Origin of the sequence: Proteinivorax hydrogeniformans (genome assembly GCF_040515995.1) — a bacterium.
Taxonomy (GTDB): domain Bacteria; phylum Bacillota; class Proteinivoracia; order Proteinivoracales; family Proteinivoracaceae; genus Proteinivorax; species Proteinivorax hydrogeniformans.
Window position 1 is genome coordinate 2,044,492 of record NZ_CP159485.1, and the last position, 16,647, is coordinate 2,061,138.

16 protein-coding genes and 1 other annotated feature are annotated in these 16,647 nt (G+C 35.8%); of the genes, 1 reads left to right on the top strand and 15 read right to left on the bottom strand.

The window, feature by feature from the left end; translation table 11 throughout:
- Positions 1-37 precede the first annotated feature (37 nt).
- From PRVXH_RS09815 to PRVXH_RS09830, 4 genes are all read right to left on the bottom strand, one after another.
- On the bottom strand, positions 38-895 hold the full coding sequence (locus PRVXH_RS09815; protein ID WP_353892602.1) for an amidohydrolase family protein: 858 nt from the start codon (positions 893-895) through the stop codon (positions 38-40).
- A 27-nt stretch (positions 896-922) separates the two neighbouring features.
- A complete protein-coding gene (locus PRVXH_RS09820) occupies positions 923-2,242 on the bottom strand; it encodes a replication-associated recombination protein A (protein WP_353892603.1) in 1,320 nt (439 codons plus the stop codon).
- Positions 2,243-2,301: 59 nt separating this feature from the next.
- The gene (locus PRVXH_RS09825) at positions 2,302-2,709 is read right to left on the bottom strand and encodes a SoxR reducing system RseC family protein (protein ID WP_353892604.1); all 408 of its coding nucleotides are present in this window, start codon (positions 2,707-2,709) and stop codon (positions 2,302-2,304) included.
- A gap of 108 nt (positions 2,710-2,817) precedes the next feature.
- Positions 2,818-3,564 carry a tRNA threonylcarbamoyladenosine dehydratase gene (locus PRVXH_RS09830; RefSeq protein WP_353892605.1) on the bottom strand — a complete coding sequence of 249 codons (747 nt, stop codon included), beginning with the start codon at positions 3,562-3,564 and terminating at the stop codon, positions 2,818-2,820.
- Positions 3,565-3,671: 107 nt separating this feature from the next.
- Here PRVXH_RS09830 and PRVXH_RS09835 point away from each other — a divergent pair, with 107 nt between their 5' ends.
- Positions 3,672-3,962: a hypothetical protein gene (locus tag PRVXH_RS09835; protein ID WP_353892606.1), complete on the top strand. Its 291-nt coding sequence runs from the start codon at positions 3,672-3,674 to the stop codon at positions 3,960-3,962.
- A gap of 12 nt (positions 3,963-3,974) precedes the next feature.
- On the opposite strand, the gene aspS is transcribed toward PRVXH_RS09835, so the two are convergent.
- The 11 genes from aspS to secF all read right to left on the bottom strand — a co-directional run bounded on the left by aspS (position 3,975) and on the right by secF (position 16,645).
- Entirely contained in the window at positions 3,975-5,723 is a 1,749-nt protein-coding gene (gene aspS, locus PRVXH_RS09840) for an aspartate--tRNA ligase (protein WP_353892607.1), read from the bottom strand.
- Positions 5,716-6,987, bottom strand: a complete 1,272-nt coding sequence (gene hisS / locus PRVXH_RS09845) for a histidine--tRNA ligase (protein WP_353892608.1) — start codon at positions 6,985-6,987, stop codon at positions 5,716-5,718. The genes aspS and hisS overlap by 8 nt, the downstream gene beginning before the upstream one ends.
- 49 nt (positions 6,988-7,036) lie before the next feature.
- Positions 7,037-7,264: a binding site (T-box leader), on the bottom strand.
- Positions 7,265-7,334: 70 nt separating this feature from the next.
- The gene (gene hemZ, locus PRVXH_RS09850; protein WP_353892609.1) at positions 7,335-8,741 is read right to left on the bottom strand and encodes a coproporphyrinogen dehydrogenase HemZ; all 1,407 of its coding nucleotides are present in this window, start codon (positions 8,739-8,741) and stop codon (positions 7,335-7,337) included.
- Positions 8,742-8,860: 119 nt separating this feature from the next.
- Positions 8,861-9,028: a hypothetical protein gene (locus PRVXH_RS09855; RefSeq protein ID WP_353892610.1), complete on the bottom strand. Its 168-nt coding sequence runs from the start codon at positions 9,026-9,028 to the stop codon at positions 8,861-8,863.
- 60 nt (positions 9,029-9,088) lie between these two features.
- Positions 9,089-9,703 (bottom strand): MBL fold metallo-hydrolase, encoded by a 615-nt coding sequence (locus PRVXH_RS09860; RefSeq protein WP_353892611.1) that lies wholly within the window; start codon positions 9,701-9,703, stop codon positions 9,089-9,091.
- A 12-nt stretch (positions 9,704-9,715) separates the two neighbouring features.
- Positions 9,716-10,165, bottom strand: a complete 450-nt coding sequence (dtd, locus tag PRVXH_RS09865; protein ID WP_353892612.1) for a D-aminoacyl-tRNA deacylase — start codon at positions 10,163-10,165, stop codon at positions 9,716-9,718.
- Positions 10,166-12,322, bottom strand: coding sequence for a bifunctional (p)ppGpp synthetase/guanosine-3',5'-bis(diphosphate) 3'-pyrophosphohydrolase (locus PRVXH_RS09870; RefSeq protein WP_353894579.1), 2,157 nt, complete (start codon positions 12,320-12,322; stop codon positions 10,166-10,168).
- Positions 12,323-12,364: 42 nt separating this feature from the next.
- Positions 12,365-12,877: an adenine phosphoribosyltransferase gene (locus PRVXH_RS09875; protein ID WP_353892613.1), complete on the bottom strand. Its 513-nt coding sequence runs from the start codon at positions 12,875-12,877 to the stop codon at positions 12,365-12,367.
- Positions 12,868-15,219 (bottom strand): single-stranded-DNA-specific exonuclease RecJ, encoded by a 2,352-nt coding sequence (gene recJ, locus PRVXH_RS09880; protein WP_353892614.1) that lies wholly within the window; start codon positions 15,217-15,219, stop codon positions 12,868-12,870. The genes PRVXH_RS09875 and recJ overlap by 10 nt, the downstream gene beginning before the upstream one ends.
- 42 nt (positions 15,220-15,261) lie before the next feature.
- On the bottom strand, positions 15,262-15,618 hold the full coding sequence (locus PRVXH_RS09885) for a NusG domain II-containing protein (RefSeq protein WP_353892615.1): 357 nt from the start codon (positions 15,616-15,618) through the stop codon (positions 15,262-15,264).
- Positions 15,619-15,751: 133 nt separating this feature from the next.
- The gene (secF, locus tag PRVXH_RS09890; protein ID WP_353892616.1) at positions 15,752-16,645 is read right to left on the bottom strand and encodes a protein translocase subunit SecF; all 894 of its coding nucleotides are present in this window, start codon (positions 16,643-16,645) and stop codon (positions 15,752-15,754) included.
- Between the last annotated feature and the right edge of the window lie 2 nt (positions 16,646-16,647).

The window sequence follows — 16,647 nt, forward strand, 5'->3', positions numbered from 1 at the left end:
TATCAATGGGCTTTTATCTGCTACTTTTAGCTTAATACTAGCTTTTTTTGCTTTTTAAAGCTGGGAATAGTTTTAGGGCGTTATCGTGAAATACTTGTTGATGATTCTCCTTTGGTATTATTTTCTTTACAAAGTCAATATAGGGCTTTAGTTTTACCAAAGGCCAATCAGAACCAAATAAAAGTTTTTCATAGTTTTCACAATAGGCAATACCTGTTTTTATGTTGTTATACACTGGTTTGTTTTTATCCTCCAAAACATCCTCTTTGTCTCCAATAAATATTCCGGAGAGGTCGGTATAAACGTTTGGATTGTTTGCTACTAGCATTGCTGTATCTAACACCCATGGGTTGCCAAAATGAGCAACTATAAAATTGACATTTCGTCTGTGTAATACCACTTCACTTAATGTTAAGGGTTGTGAGTATTTTATATGACCATACGGGCAAAATGTATCTCCCATATGAATTACGATGGGCATTTTATATTTTTCTGCAAGATCATAGACGGGCTGATATACATCATCATCTACTGTAACAGGATAATACCCAGGGTATAACTTAAAGCCAACTACTTTATTATCTAAAATTTTTTCTTCTATCTTCATTATTGCATCTGGGTTGTTGCGCAAGCCAAAAGGATTGATACCAAGACATGTGTATAAAAAATCAGGCCTGTTTGCTAGATCGGCTATCATAGGGTTGGGAGCTAAAGTGTCGGGAAAACTCCCAATTGAAGTTTCACTAACCCCCATCGCTACACAGCCTACTATGTTGTTTTCAACAAACTCACTTATCAAACCTTCATAATTGTATAAAACTTTAGATTTATTTTGGGCGCAATTTTTAAAAAGGTGAATGTTGGAATAGTGCATGTGCGAGTCTATTATTTCCATAAAATGTCCCCTTAAAAAATACTACTTTTAATTTTCCCAACTTCCTTTTGTTTTATCTATGTACTCCCTAATTTTGCGCTCGTAGCCATTGCCTTCTGGTGTATAATAACGTTTATTTTTTAGTTCATCAGGAAGGTACTGTTGAGTTATAAAGTTTTTAGGATAGCTGTGGGGATATTTATAACCTAACCCGTGCCCAAGCTGTGCTGCACCTTTATAGTGACTATCTTTTAGGTGAGCTGGTACAACAGCAGTTTTATTGTTTACAACATCTTCTAAGGCTTCGTCTATGGCCACATAACTTTTGTTACTTTTCGGAGCTGTAGCTAGGTAAATACAACATTGTGACAATATTATTCTTCCTTCTGGCATTCCAACAAAGTTTATTGCATGAAATGTTGATACAGCCAGATTTAGTGCATTAGGGTCGGCATTGCCTATATCTTCTGATGCATGTACCACTAGCCTCCTAGCAATATATTTAGGATCCTCCCCACCTTCTATTAACCTAGCCAGCCAATATACAGCACCATCAGGATCAGATCCTCTTATAGATTTTATCATAGCTGAAATTATATCATAGTGATTATCTCCGTCTTTATCGTATATAACTCCGTTTTTTTGAACAGACTGCTCAATCTCTTGAAGGGTAATATTAAGGGAGCCGTCGGACTCAGTTGGTGTAGTTAAAACCGCTAATTCTAGACCATTTAACAAGACCCTGGCATCTCCACCAGCCGCTTGAACTAAATGGTTTTTAGCGTCATCGGTTATACTTATATTCATGTCTTTGTAGCCTTTTTCTCCATCATTTAAAACCCTATAAAGTAGCTTGAACAATTCTTCTTTAGTTAAATGGTGTAGCTTAAAAATTGTTGCTCTTGATATTAGCGCGGAATTTACCTCAAAGTAGGGATTTTCTGTTGTAGCTCCTATCAAAATAATTGTTCCCTTCTCCACTGAAGGAAGCAAAGCATCCTGCTGACTTTTGTTGAAACGATGGATTTCATCTATAAATAGTATGGTTTTGGTACCATACATATCCAAGTTGTCACTAGCTGCCTTTATAACTTCTCGAATATCTTTTACTCCAGAAGTAACGGCATTAAGCTTTATAAATTCACTGTCGGTTGTATTTGCAATAACTTCTGCAAGAGTTGTTTTTCCAGTTCCTGGAGGTCCATAAAAAATCATAGAAGATAGTTTGTCAGCCATAATGGCTCGCCTTAACAAGCTGTTTTGCCCCACAATATGGGTTTGACCTATAAAATCATCTAAAGTTGTAGGTCTAAATCTAGCAGCTAACGGCTGAGATGAATTATCTTTATTATAGTTAAATAGATCCATACTTGTTTCCCCTTTACAAATGAGTATGTCAAAAAAGCCGGCATCGCCGGCTTTAATTATTAGTCTTCAATTATTTCTGTAATTGTTGGCGTATACCCTTTATTTTTGTTAAATCTAGGCTCCATTTTGTTAATTAATAAAAAAGATATAAGCATTATTGCTAGTCCTCCTAGCATTCCATATGCTTCATTGCCACCAAGTACATATGTTGTCGCTATAAAACCTAGTATCAAGGTAATAAGTGGTATTATATAAACTATCGAAGCAGCGCGAAGTACACCTACTGTAGCCATATCAATCATAACTTTTTGACCTTCTTGTGCTTTTGCACTATTTTCTGCTGTTATTACCTTAGATTTTTCTGAACCTAAGTTGCAGGCTCCGCACTTTGAACAGGAGCTATGACGCTGAACTTCTACGAGGGCTTTAGTTCCTTTAATTTCTCTAACAGTGCCCACATTTTGCATTAAGATACACCCTTTCTAATAGCACTGTCCTTATTAGATTTCAGCTTTAAGCTGAGTTTTATAAGACAAAGTTATTTTATCAAAGCATCTGCCTTTAGTCAATTATGATTATCTTAGAAGGTTGTTAACCACTCTTCCTGCCATTAACAATCCTGCTACAGAGGGAACAAATGATACACTGCCTGGTATTTGCCGTTTTTTAGTACAATGCCCATCCCCTCCAGGGCATACACAATTATTTTTACAGTCAGCCATAATCTGAGGTTTTAGCGGCTTTTCTTTGGAGTATACTACATCTAATCCTTTATAGATACCCCTTCTTTTTAATTCCTTACGCATAACCCTAGCTAGTGGGCATATTGAGGTTTTAGAAATATCCTCAATCTCTAAAAGTTCAGGCCTTAACTTATTACCTGCGCCCATAGCTGATATTATTGGTATATTTCGTTTAAATGATTGTTCCACTAAATCAAGCTTTCCAGATACTGTATCGATAGCATCCACTACATAATCAAGTTTTTGGTCAAAAAATTTCTCCCTATCTTCTGGACTGTAAAAACTAGCAAAAGACTTTATGTTGATTTTAGGGTTTATCTGTTTTAACCTCTCTGCCATAACCTCTACTTTCTTTTTACCCACTGTTTTAGTTGTTGCATGAAGCTGCCTGTTGATGTTAGTAATACAAACTTCATCAAAATCAACTAACATAATGTTGCCCACTGATGAACGGGCTAAAGCTTCGGCAGTAAAAGAACCAACCCCCCCTATTCCAAATACTGCAACAAAGCTTTCATTCAGCTTTTGTTGTCCCTCTTTTCCTATAAGCATTTCCGTCCGGGAAAATCTATGTTGCATTATTTTTCACCCCTTAACTTGTGGTTTTTTAATTTATGTTGTATATTGCCATATTCCCTGCAATAGAGATAATGATAAGATTGAAATTATAAAGGTGGTGAATAAAAATGGCTGTAAACACCCTGACAACTCTAGTTATTTTATCAATCTTAATTGAATTTACTATCGAGATTATAAAAAATTCTTTCCCCACAATCAAGGATTATAAAACCCAGATACTGTCCATCATTTTAGGTATCGCAGTTAGTATTACTACAACCACAGGCCTACTTTCTGCATTAGATATAGAGACAACAGTGCCCTTAATTGATTATTTTCTGACAGGCTTAATCATCTCTAGAGGGTCAAACGTAGTTCATGACCTCATTAAAAAACTCAAAACAAACACAGCTACATAAGAGTTTTCCCCTCTACTTCTTAATTAAGTTTAACTTTAACTCATCTAACTGCCTGTCAGAAACTGTTGACGGTGCATCTGACATCAAGTCTGTAGCACTTGTAGTTTTAGGGAAAGCTATAACTTCTCGGATAGAATCAGTTTCTGCAAGCAGCATAACCAGCCTATCAAAGCCGAAGGCAATCCCTCCATGTGGGGGTGCACCATACTCTAGTGCATCTAAAAAGAAACCAAATTTTTCTTGTGCTTCCTCCTTAGACAGTGAGATAGCGTCAAAGACTTTACTTTGAATCTCTTGACTATGAATCCTGATACTACCACCAGCTACTTCTACGCCATTTAGAATTAAGTCATAGGCTTGCGCTCTTACCTTACCTGGAGATGTTGATAATAACTCAATATCCTCTTTATTTGGTTGTGTAAAAGGGTGATGAGCTGCTACATAGCGCTCTTCTTCTTCATCATAATCAAACAATGGGAAGTTAACAACCCAGGCAAACTCTAACTTATTTTTATCAATAAGGTCTAGCTCTTTTGCAAGTTGAATTCTTAGACTTCCTAGTGATTGTAATACAACCTTATCAATATCTGCTACGATAAAGATGGTGTCGCCTGTAGTTGCACCTGTCTCCTCAATAATAGCGTTAAGCTCTTCTTCTTTTAAAAACTTAGCAATTGGAGATTTAACTCCTTCTGATTTTAGGGATATCCAAGCTAAACCTTTGGCTTTATATTTTTTGACAAATTCGGTAAGTCTATCAATTTCTTTACGACTGTAATGAGCAGCGGGAGCTTTAATAGCTCTTACCGACCCGTTTTTTACAGCTTGCGAAAACACCTTAAACTCAGCATCTTTAACAATATGGGATAAATCTTTAATCTCCATACCAAAACGTAGGTCAGGTTTATCAGATCCATACCGATTCATGGCGTCTGAATAATCGATTTTCCTAAAGGGAGTATCAATTGATACTTCCTTTATCTTTGTATAAATCTCTTTTACCATCCCTTCCATAAGTGTCATAAAAGACTCCATTTGTGGAAATGACATTTCTATATCTACTTGAGTAAACTCTGGTTGCCTATCTGCCCGCAAATCTTCATCTCTAAAGCATCTAGCTATCTGATAGTACCTGTCAGTTCCTCCTACCATTAACAATTGCTTTAAAATTTGTGGTGACTGTGGAAGAGCATAAAAGCTTCCGCTGTTTACCCTAGAAGGAACTAAATAGTCCCTCGCCCCTTCCGGAGTACTCTTTGCCAAAATCGGAGTCTCAATCTCTAAAAAGTCATTTTCATCTAAATAGTCGCGAATCACTTTGGCTGTTTTGCTTCTTAAAATTAGATTATTCATCAACTTAGGACGTCGAATATCTAAATAGCGATGCTTTAGTCTAATATTATCGTCGACCTCTGCTTCGTCTGTAATATAAAATGGTGGAGTCTTTGAAGTATTTAAGCACTCGATGTTTTGTGCAATAATCTCAATCTTCCCGGTCTTTAAGTCTTCATTTATATCTTTACGCGGCTGTACTACGCCTTCTATCCTAACAACATATTCACTGCGAAGAGATTCTGCAATCTTTAAAGCTTTTGGATATTCATTACCGACAACTACCTGTACTATACCCTCTCTATCCCTAACATCTATAAAGATCAAACCACCTAAATCTCTTCTCTTTGCAACCCAGCCTTCTAACACCACAGTGTTGCCTGTTAAGTTTTCATTAACTTCTCCACAATAATGAGTTCTTTTAGACACTTAAACTACCCCTTTCTAACTGTTGTTTTAATTGCTTTTCCAACAGGATCTCTTGTTTGCCTTCCTTCAAATTTTTCAAGGTTAACGTTTTATTTTTCATTTCTTCATCGCCTATAATAACTGCTTTTTCAGCGTTACATTTATCTGCAAGACGCATTTGAGCCTTAAAACTTCTCCCGCCATAGTCTTTGTCACAACTATAACCATGTTGACGTATCATCTGCATTACTTCAGTAGCATATCTTTGCACCTCTTCTTCTCCCATACTTACAACGAAAAAGTTTAGGTGCTCTTGAGGTAATTGTTTCTCTAACAAAGCAAGAACTATCCTATCTACCCCCATAGCAAGCCCAATTGCAGGTGTTTGAGGACCACCTAACTCCTCAACCAGCCCGTTGTACCTTCCACCTCCACCAAAGGCGTCTTGTGTGGAAGTTGCCTTTTGGTTTCGGTATTCAAAGGCTGTATGAGTATAATAATCTAGTCCCCTCACTAGCCTTTTATCCAATACATAAGGAACATTAAAGACTTCTAAATATCTTTTAACGCTGCTAAAGTGTTCGTCACAGCTAGTGCAGATAACGTCAAAGATTGAAGGAGCTTTATTTGCCATAGCTCCACAACTTTCATTTTTACAATCTAGTAATCTCAGAGGATTTTTATCTAAACGAGTTTTACAGTTTGAGCAAAGGCTTTCTGTTTTGTCCTGATAGTATTCTATTAGCTTTTCTTTATATTTTTCCCTACATTCTTTACAGCCAACACTATTTATGTGGACCTTTACCTCCTCAGAATCTATACCAACATCCATGAGGAGTTGCCAGCCCACCGATATTACTTCTGCATCCAAGCCAGGGTCTCCTGAGCCTAAAGCTTCAATGCCAAACTGATAAAACTGACGATACCTACCCTTTTGAGCTTTTTCATATCTAAACATAGGACCATTATAGAATAGTTTTATAGGAAGTCTTCCACCGTAGAGCTTATTCTCAACAAATGCACGCACAACTGAGGCAGTTCCTTCTGGACGCAATGTCAAGCTCCTTTGGGATTTATCTTCAAAGGTGTACATTTCTTTTTCAACGATGTCTGTGTTTTCTCCCACTCCTCTTTTAAAAAGGTCCGTCTGCTCGAAAATAGGAGTTTCTATTTTTTGGTAATTGTTGAGTGCTGTTATCTTAGCTATGGCATCATTTACTCTGTTCCATACTAGCATATCGCTGCCTAAAATATCCCTCGTACCTCGTGGCACTTTGTATTTCATAATAAAAAACCTCCATTTTTATAGTTTAATAAAAAAAATCCGTCCTCATGTAAGGGACGAATTGATATCCGTGGTACCACCCTAGTTGCTATATGTATAAATAGCCACTTAAGTAAAAGAAGTCTTAACGGTCTTCAGCCGTTCGCTTTTCCCTTTAAAAAAGGTTAACACGACATCATATAGGGGCGTCCTTCACCTAGGCTTTGAGACTTCTCTCAGCTATAAAGTCCTTTCTGTACAAAGTTTACTAGACTACTATTCCCTTTATAGATTTAACTATTATAGTTTAAATTATTTTATAGCATTTTGAAAGGGATGTCAAGAAAACGGAGTTTGAATTTCGCTCTCTATTTTTTTTCCAACAATGAACTCTTTTGATTAACTAGTTTCTGTAAACTCATCTTGTATTGGTTAGGGTCTTTCGGATTTTGTATAGGGCTAAATCCGTTTTTGGTCATAATTTTACTAACTGCTCCGCATCCTAGAGCTAGTATTGTGCTGCTCTCTTCTATGCTAGCTACATTATAAGGGCTAATTTTACCATCTTTAGCAAAGCCCGTATTTTCTAAATTTGCTGCTATCGCTTTTTGTCTGTATAGATAGTAAGGTTGATATTTAGCTTTTTTTAGTATATTGTATACCTGACTTAAACCCTTCTCTAACTCCTCTTTATGATAACTGTTATGACTTTTTAGATCAGCTGCTCTCTTTACCGCAAGGGAATGTATAGTTATATTTTCTGGTTCAAGGCTAATTGTTTTATTTAGACTTGAAATAAAGTCTAAAAGCCCTTCGCCATCTAGACCATAAATTAAATCTGTATTTATCCAGTCAAACCCTATGGACTTTGCTTTTTTTATGGCCTCTACAAATTCTAAAGCTGTGTGGTTTCTATTTACATTCTGAAGTGTTTGAGGATTTAGGCTTTGACAATTTATGCTCAACCTATTTACCCCAAAACTTTTAGCTAGCTTCATTTTACTTAAAGTTAATGTATCCGGCCGGCCACCTTCTAGGGTAAACTCCTTTATACGATCGTTATCAAAATTGCTTTGAATGCTTTTTAAAAGCAGCTTTAACTGAGAGTCACTAAGTGACGTTGGTGTTCCTCCCCCTATATAAACAGTACCTATCTTTAATTTTTGTTTTTTTATAACTTTAGATATATATTCCATTTCTAAAATCAGGGTTTTTAGATAAGGATCTACCATATCCTTATTCTTGTCTATGGTATAAGATGTAAAGGAGCAATAGCTACATCTTGATGGGCAAAATGGTATTCCAATGTATAAATTTATACCAGTAGTTGTGATTTTTTTTTGGTTGTTAACAACTTGCAAACATAAGTCAACTTTATCTTTAGATACTAAAAGCTCATTTTGCAAAAAGCTTATTGGGTCTTCAAGATTAGAGTTTAAGTAATTACTAATTAATTTTATAGGTCTAATACCTGTGAGTATTCCCCAAGGACTAGGCCTTTTTTTTGTAGCCTTTTCTAAAGCTTTAAACAAAGCCTTTCTTAACGTAAATTTTTCGTTTAAGGCAGCTATTTCTTCAGTTAAAGTGAAACTCTTATCACCTTTTGTTAGTTCTATTAAAAAACTATTATTAACTTTACTTATATTTATTTCAATATCTATTTGGAAGTTTTCGCTGTTTGCATAATAGATGTTTTTTGAAGAAGTTATAAGAAGCAAAATATTGTGTGCCACAATTTGCAGTCTTGGATCAACATTACAATATATAGAAAGCATAAAAACAGTCCTTTCTTACTTAAGCGAAACTTTACTCAGAGGCGCTACCAGAAGGGTATTTTAAAATCCCAGCCACAACATTAGATTTTGTTGGCTGGGATTTTAGAAACTTAAAATGACTAATCGTTTTTGATTTGATGTTGTATCTTTTCTAAATCTTTTTCTGAGAGGTTATGTTTTACAGCTAGCTCCTTATCATTTAAACCTAAATTCAACGATTCTTCAAACTCAAAAAAGTCAAGCTTAACTTCTGGATACGACTTTCTCTTGTTTTTTCGTATGACCATAAGTACCAGCCTCCCCAAAGATATTTACGATTAGTTTAACCAATAGGGGATTTTTTATTTTTAAAGGTATTGATTGTTTTCTTTTTCAAAGAAAAAGCTAGTTTCCGGTCCATGACCTGGGTAAATAGTTAGGTCTTCTGTCATCAACTTGCTAAAATCTTTAAGCGTTTTTCTTAGCGTAGCGGTATCACCACCTGGAAGGTCGGTTCTTCCAACAGATAACTTAAAGAGTGTATCTCCACTAAAGACCACATCCTCCGCTAATAGCATTACTCCTCCAGGGGTATGCCCAGGACTATGAAGCACCTCTATTTTTATACCGCCTACTTCTAAAATTTCTGCATCTTCTAACTTGATATCTGCTGGAGGGGATGTAATCTCTCCTCCCATCATTGTGGACAGGTTTTTTTCAGGGTCAGTCAGCATCTCTGAGTCTTCTTTATGTATTGCTATTTCAGCATTTGGGAATGCATTTTTTAAGGCTTTGTTTGCACCTATATGGTCTGGGTGGCCATGGGTATTTATAATGTATTTAACCTCGATGCCCAGTTTATTTATTACTTTGATTATTTCTTCCTCATTACCACCAGGGTCAATAACAGCTCCAACGCCATTTTCATATATAATATAGCAGTTAGTGCTTAATGGTTCAACTATGACTTTTTCAATTTTCATGTTTATTCCTCCTTAAAACAGCTTTGAACTATCTAATAATAAAGTTACTGGCCCTTGGTTTGTTAAGGATACGTCCATGTCCGCTCCAAACTGACCAGTTTCTACTGTCAACCCTTGATTTTTAAGTTCTTCCTTTACCATAAGATATAGGGCATTGGCTTCATTAGGAGGAGCGCTATCAGAAAATGAAGGTCTTCTTCCTCGTCTACAGTCACCACAAAGGGTAAATTGAGGTACTAATAATATCTCGCCTTTTATGTCTTTAATGGATAAGTTCATTTTCTGATTATCGTCTTCGAAAATCCTAAGGTTTACCAGCTTATCAACTATATATTCACAGTCTTTTTGATCGTCTTTGTCTTCCACGCCAAGAAGCACCATCATTCCATGCCCTATCTTTCCTATAACCTGATTATTAACGTTAACTTTTGCATCTGTGACCCTTTGGATTACAGCACGCATTTAGACATCACTCCTCGTTCCTTGTCTTCTTATGCTATAAACTGATTGAATAGATTTTATGCGATCTTTTATCTTAGATAGGTGTTTAATATCTTCCACTTCTATTGTTAAGCTTACTAAAGCATTGCCATCGTTTTTCCCTTTACCGTTGACAGATAGGATGTCAGCTTTAGACTCAGTAACTACATTCATTACTTCTTTTAGAAGCCCCGGCCTATCCCAAGCATACACAGAAAAGCTAGCAGGGTAACTTTTGCTAACCTGTTCATCCCAACTAACTTCTAATAATCTTGAGTTTGAAATTCTATTCTTATTAACGTTAACACAATCACTTCTGTGAATGGAGACCCCTCTCCCCTTTGTTATATAACCGACTATATCATCTCCAGGGACTGGGTTACAGCACTTTGAAAACCTGAGTAATAGGTTGTCCACTCCTTTTATGCTAACACCTTGTTGTGGAGCCTTTTTTTCTTTATGCATATTCAAGTCTTCTATAGTAGGCTCTTTTTCAGGGAATTCTTTTTGGTATTCTGCCTCTAACTTTTTAGCGATAGAATTTGCGCTAAAGCTACCGTTGCCAACTGCCGCATAAAGGTCATTGGCAGTGGAGTAATTATATCTTTCAATTATTTTAGAAAGATAATGGTCCAAAATTAGCTCTTCCGGTTCAAAGCCTAATTTTTCAACTTCTTTATCTAAAAGTTCCTTACCTCGTTCAATGGTTTCGCCTAGCTTTTCTTTTTTAAACCATTGTCTAATTTTTGTTTTTGCATGAGATGTTTTCACGTATTTAAGCCAATCTCGACTGGGGCTTTTTTCTTTTTTTGTTATAATTTCTATAATATCACCGTTTGTTAGCCGATGATCAGCAGATACAATACCTCCATTAACCTTTGCTCCTTTGAATCTATGTCCTATATCCGTATGAATTCTATATGCAAAATCTACAGGTACTGCCCCCTTTGGAAGATCTATTACATCACCTTTAGGGGTAAAAACAAACACCTCATCATCAAATAAGTCAATCTTTAAAGACTCCATATATTCTCTGGCATCATTTAAGTCGTTCTGCCACTCCATGAATTGTCTAAACCAAGATAGTTTTTCCTCAAACTGCTTATTTATCTTTGTTCCTTCTTTATAGCGCCAGTGAGCAGCGATACCGTACTCCGCAGTTCTATGCATATCCCACGTCCGTATTTGTATCTCTAGGGGATTTCCTTTAGGGCATAGAACAGTTGTGTGCAGCGACTGGTACATATTGGGCTTAGGCATAGCTATATAATCTTTAAATCTTCCTGGTATCGGCTTGTATTGACTATGTATTATACCAAGTATTCCATAGCATTCCTTTACAGAGTTTACAATAATTCTAACTGCTGTAAGGTCATAGATTTCGTTAAATTGTTTACCCTTTTGATCCATCTTTTGATATATACTATATAAATGCTTAGGCCGTCCACCTATATCTGCATTTATTCCTGCCTTAACTGCCTCATCACGAAGCTGGTCTATAATTTTTTTTATAAACGCTTCTCTTTCTTCTCTTTTTTGAGAGATTTGCTCCACTAAATTATAGTATTCTTTGGGCTTTGTATGTCGAAACGCCAAGTCTTCGAGCTCCCACTTGACCTTAAAAATCCCCAGGCGATTAGCTAAAGGGGCGTAAATATCCATGGTTTCTTTCGCCATTCTTTTTTGTTTTTCTTCGGAGCAATATGATAAAGTTCTCATGTTATGTAGGCGGTCAGCTAGCTTTATAATTATTACTCTGATATCTGTTGCCATGGCCATAAACATTTTCCTAAAGCTTTCGGCCTGTTGCTCCTCTTTGGACTTAAAATTTATCTTTTTAAGCTTAGTTACACCGTCCACTAGCTGCGCTATCCGTGAACCAAATTGTTGCTTTACTTCCTCAATAGTAACTGAGGTGTCTTCAACTACATCATGTAAGAGAGCAGCAGCTATTGTATCTACATCCATCTCTAACTTTGTAAGTATTGTGGCAACTTCTAAAGGATGAACAATAAAGGAGTCTCCCGACTCCCTTTTTTGCCCGCTATGTGCTTTATGTGCCAAGGCAAAGGCCTTATCTAATATAAGCAGATCTGAACGCTTGTCATACTTTCTTACATTCTCTTTAATATTTTCCATCTGCTGATTCGACACTTTATCCCCACCTTTGCCTAATTTTAATTAATATGTTATCAGGGATTTAATATCATACCCTTTAAGCTTATCTCTGCCATTTAGATATGTTAACTCTATCAAGAAAGTCACGCCTATAACCTCTCCGCCTAGCTCTTTTACCAGATCTACCGTTGATTTAACTGTGCCACCAGTAGCTAACAAATCGTCTGCTACTATAACCTTATCACCAGGCTTTATCGCATCTTTGTGGATCTGTAAAGTGTCGTTTCCATACTCTAACTCATAATTTGCTTCTACAACTTCGTAAGGAAGCTTGCCAGATTTTCTTACTGGTACAAAACCACTAGTAAGTTCGTACGCTAAAGGAGTACCAATCAAAAAGCCTCTAGCTTCTGGTCCTACAACCACATCTACTTGTTGCCCATAAAAAGGCTCTGCCATTTGCTTTATAGCTTCTTTAAAAGCTACTCCGTCTTGCATTAAAGTGGTAATATCCTTAAAACTAATACCTTCATGTGGAAAATCCTCAATTACTCTTATTTTACTTTTTAAATCCATACTTTTTCCTCCTCGTCAATGAACATCTGACTTTTTATAAGACTATCTAGGGAAGTAGTCAAGGCATAATCAAACCATTTTTGATATAACATTTGTTGATTTTTGTATAGTTTATATTTGCTACCTTGTTCTATATCCACTTTTGATTGACCTTCATCATTTAAATAAAAGTGTCCATTGTTCTCTTTTATTATTCCTTGCTCTTTCAATATATTTATGCCTCTTAAGGCTAAATAACGACTGTTTGCATTCAAGTTCATATATTGTAAAACCATTGTGATGTCAGCTGTTTGTTTAGGTTGTCTTTTAATAGCAGTATAAATAGCTCGCAAAAAATTTTTTGATGGAAACAGGTTTACCATTTCTTTTCTAAAACCTATTATTAGTTTTTCCTTGTCAATCTCAGATATAATATATCTAAACTGTTTTTGTGTGCAAGGGGGATCAACCAAAATCGCTATCCCATTTTTAAAGTCAGGCTTTTCGTTATAGTCTAATACCACTATATTGTCAAATTCCTTGCTGAAATTTTCTAAATAGTCCTTATGATAACTATTTGTAAACAAAAGATATTTTTGATCAGCTTTATTACTTTCCTTTATATATTTTAACACATTGACTCCTCTTAGGTCTAATGGAAAAGCAACGTTTTGCTCTGCTTTACAGCTTTTTATGTCTAATATTTTTAGCTGTAAAGAGGTTTTCCCTTGAAATGTATTTTTTTCAATATATCCTAATAAGTTTATTTTATCTTGCCCGTTTATAGTATCAACTAGGTAATCCTTTTTAAATCCAATCGAATTAATCCAGTTGCCTTTTAAGTTAAAACTTATCTTTAGGTGGTTTTTTTCTTTGCCTACTAGATTATAATTGGCAACCGGTAGCTGATTTACCGCAAAAACAGGGGCAGGGTTTTGCTGGCCAAAGGGCTTTAGTAGCTCAACCTCATCAATAAGAGATAAGCTTAGTTCATCATGACATAAAGTGAAATCCACCGAAACCTTTGGTGTTAAATATTTATCTATTCCTACGGAAATAGCGTAATTGTTTAACTCTTGACGGAACTTATTAATCTTATCTACCTCTATTGAAAGTCCTGCGGCCATAGCGTGACCACCAAACTTTGTCAGTAAATGACTGACACTTTCTAGTGCATCATATAGATGAAACCCTTCTACACTTCTACTAGATCCAGTTGCTATTTGAGACTTTTCATCTATGGATAAAATTATTACAGGACGGTGAAACTTCTCCACTATCCTAGAAGCAACAATTCCGATAACTCCTTTATGCCAGGATTTATCGCCAATTACTATAACCTTGGTATCAGCAAGGTCCATTTCTTCCACCATTTTTACTGCCTGCTCATAAATTTCTTTTTCTAGTTCTTGCCTATGCTTATTTTGCTCATTTAAGCTTAAAGCTATTTGCATACCTTGCTGTTCATTATCACAAAGTAATAAGTCCAAAGCCTGGTTAGGATCATTGACTCGACCTGCTGCATTTAACCTTGGACCAAAACCAAATCCTAAATGGTAACTCTCAATTGGATAAGAGATTCCACTTGCCTCAGCAAGCCATTTTAAATTAGGACGCAAATTTTCATTCATCTGCTGTAACCCTAAAGCTACTATCGTTCTATTTTCCCCAATAAGCGGAACTAAATCAGCTACAGTCCCTAAAGCTACTATATCCAAAAATTGACTCCAGTTTTCTTTCCCATAGTGCTTATAAGTAGCATGAACTAATTTTAAAGCTAAACCCACACCAGCTAATTCTTTAAAAGGGTAGGTACAACCTTGCTGTTTGGGGTTCACTATGCTGTAGGCCTTCGGATACTCTTCTGCTGGATGATGATGATCGGTTATAATACAGTCCACTTTATGAGAGTTTAAAAAATCTACTTCATCTACAGCGGATATGCCACAATCTACTGTTATTACTAAACTAACTCCTTCGGCTATATATTTTTCTAAGGTTTCACTTTTTAAACCATAACCTTCTGATCTGATTGGTATATGATAGAGTAAATTTGCTTCAAGCTTACTAAGAGCAGCATACAGCACTGCGGTACTAGTAATACCATCTACATCATAATCTCCAAAAATCAGTATTTTCTCTTTTTCCTCTATAGCCTTTGTAATTCTTTCTACAGCTGCATCCATCCCCTGCAAACGGGAAGGAGAGTGTAAATTACCGGTGCAAGGGTGCAAAAATTCATCGATGTTTTCTATGCCTCTGTTAACTAACAGCTTAGCTAAAAATAAAGAGACATTATACTTTTCTGAGATATCTTTAGCTTTTTTTTCACACGGATTGTGCAATACCCAATCTTTCTCCATAGTTTCATTCTCCCTATTTTTAGGTTCATACCAATAAAGATATTAACTTAGGTTTACTAGTATCTTATTTGGTAGACATACTATCTGCTCACTTTGCGTGCTAATCCACCCTGTCAACGAACAACATATCTGCTGAGGATAGTCTTCTTTACTCATCCTCTCCATCTTAACTTTTCCTTCTTTAGATATTAAAGTTGCCCATTTGTCTTCTTCAAATTGAAAGTGATAATTTAAGGCTTCTGTATCATTATTTATAGCAAAACTCAACACTTTCTCTCCATCTATTGAGACTACCACATATTCACCTGGTTCTGAATTCATCACAAAGCCAAAAAAAATCATGAAAGCCACTGCAAATAATCCAATTGATAGCACTAAAATTTTATCCCCTTGCTTCATTTCACACCTCAACTTTTAAGTTATAGTACAATATAGATTTTATCCACATTAAAATGTTTTTTCAAGGGTTAATTAGCTATTTGAAATAATAAATTAAAAAAACTAGGGAAAAATCCCTAGTTTTTTTAATTTATTATGCTGCTTTTTTCGCACTTTTATTTCTCAAAGCTAACCATACAGGACTTGCTACAAAGATCGAAGAGTATGTCCCGCTTATAACACCAAAAAATAGCGGAATTGCAAAAGGCTGTAAAGTTTCTCCGCCTAAAAACAAGAGTGACCCTAGCACTAAAATAGTGGTAAGTGATGTGTTAACAGATCTAACTATTGTTTGGCTAATGCTTGTATTAACAATTTCTGAATCAGATTCTTTTGCTTTATACTTAAGGTTTTCTCTTACTCTGTCAAAAACAACTATGGTATCATTTATAGAGTAACCTACAATAGTTAATATTGCTGCGACAAAAGGCGTATTTAACTCAATATTAAATATGGAAAATACTAAAAGTACTATTAAAATATCAAATACCAATGCACAAAGTGCAGAAATAGCGAATAATAATTGAAATCTATAGCTAATATATAAAATCAAAATTACAGCTGCCACTAGCAATGAAAGAAGTGCATTTCTTATTAGTTCTTGTCCAACTTGAGGCCCTATATCTTCAACTTCGCCTCTTGAATATCCTGGAAAACTATCTTCAAGTGAGTTCAATAACTCCACTCTACTATCTTCCGGCAGAGGTATAGTTCTAATATAAAACTCGCTTTCATCTATGCTTTGTACAAAGCTGTTTTCTAGACTAACCGATTCTCCATCCATATCTTCCACAGTTAAGCTAGCTAGTACCTCTCGTACATCTTCAGTATTAACGTCTTCTCCTAGTTCTACCTGTACTCCAATCCCACCTGTAAAGTGAATTCCAAAGTTTAGGCCCACAACTAACATTATTAAAACACTTAGAAGTGCTATCACTCCGGAAACTAAAACCCACTTTTTCCAATTATCCATTATATTTATATTCATCA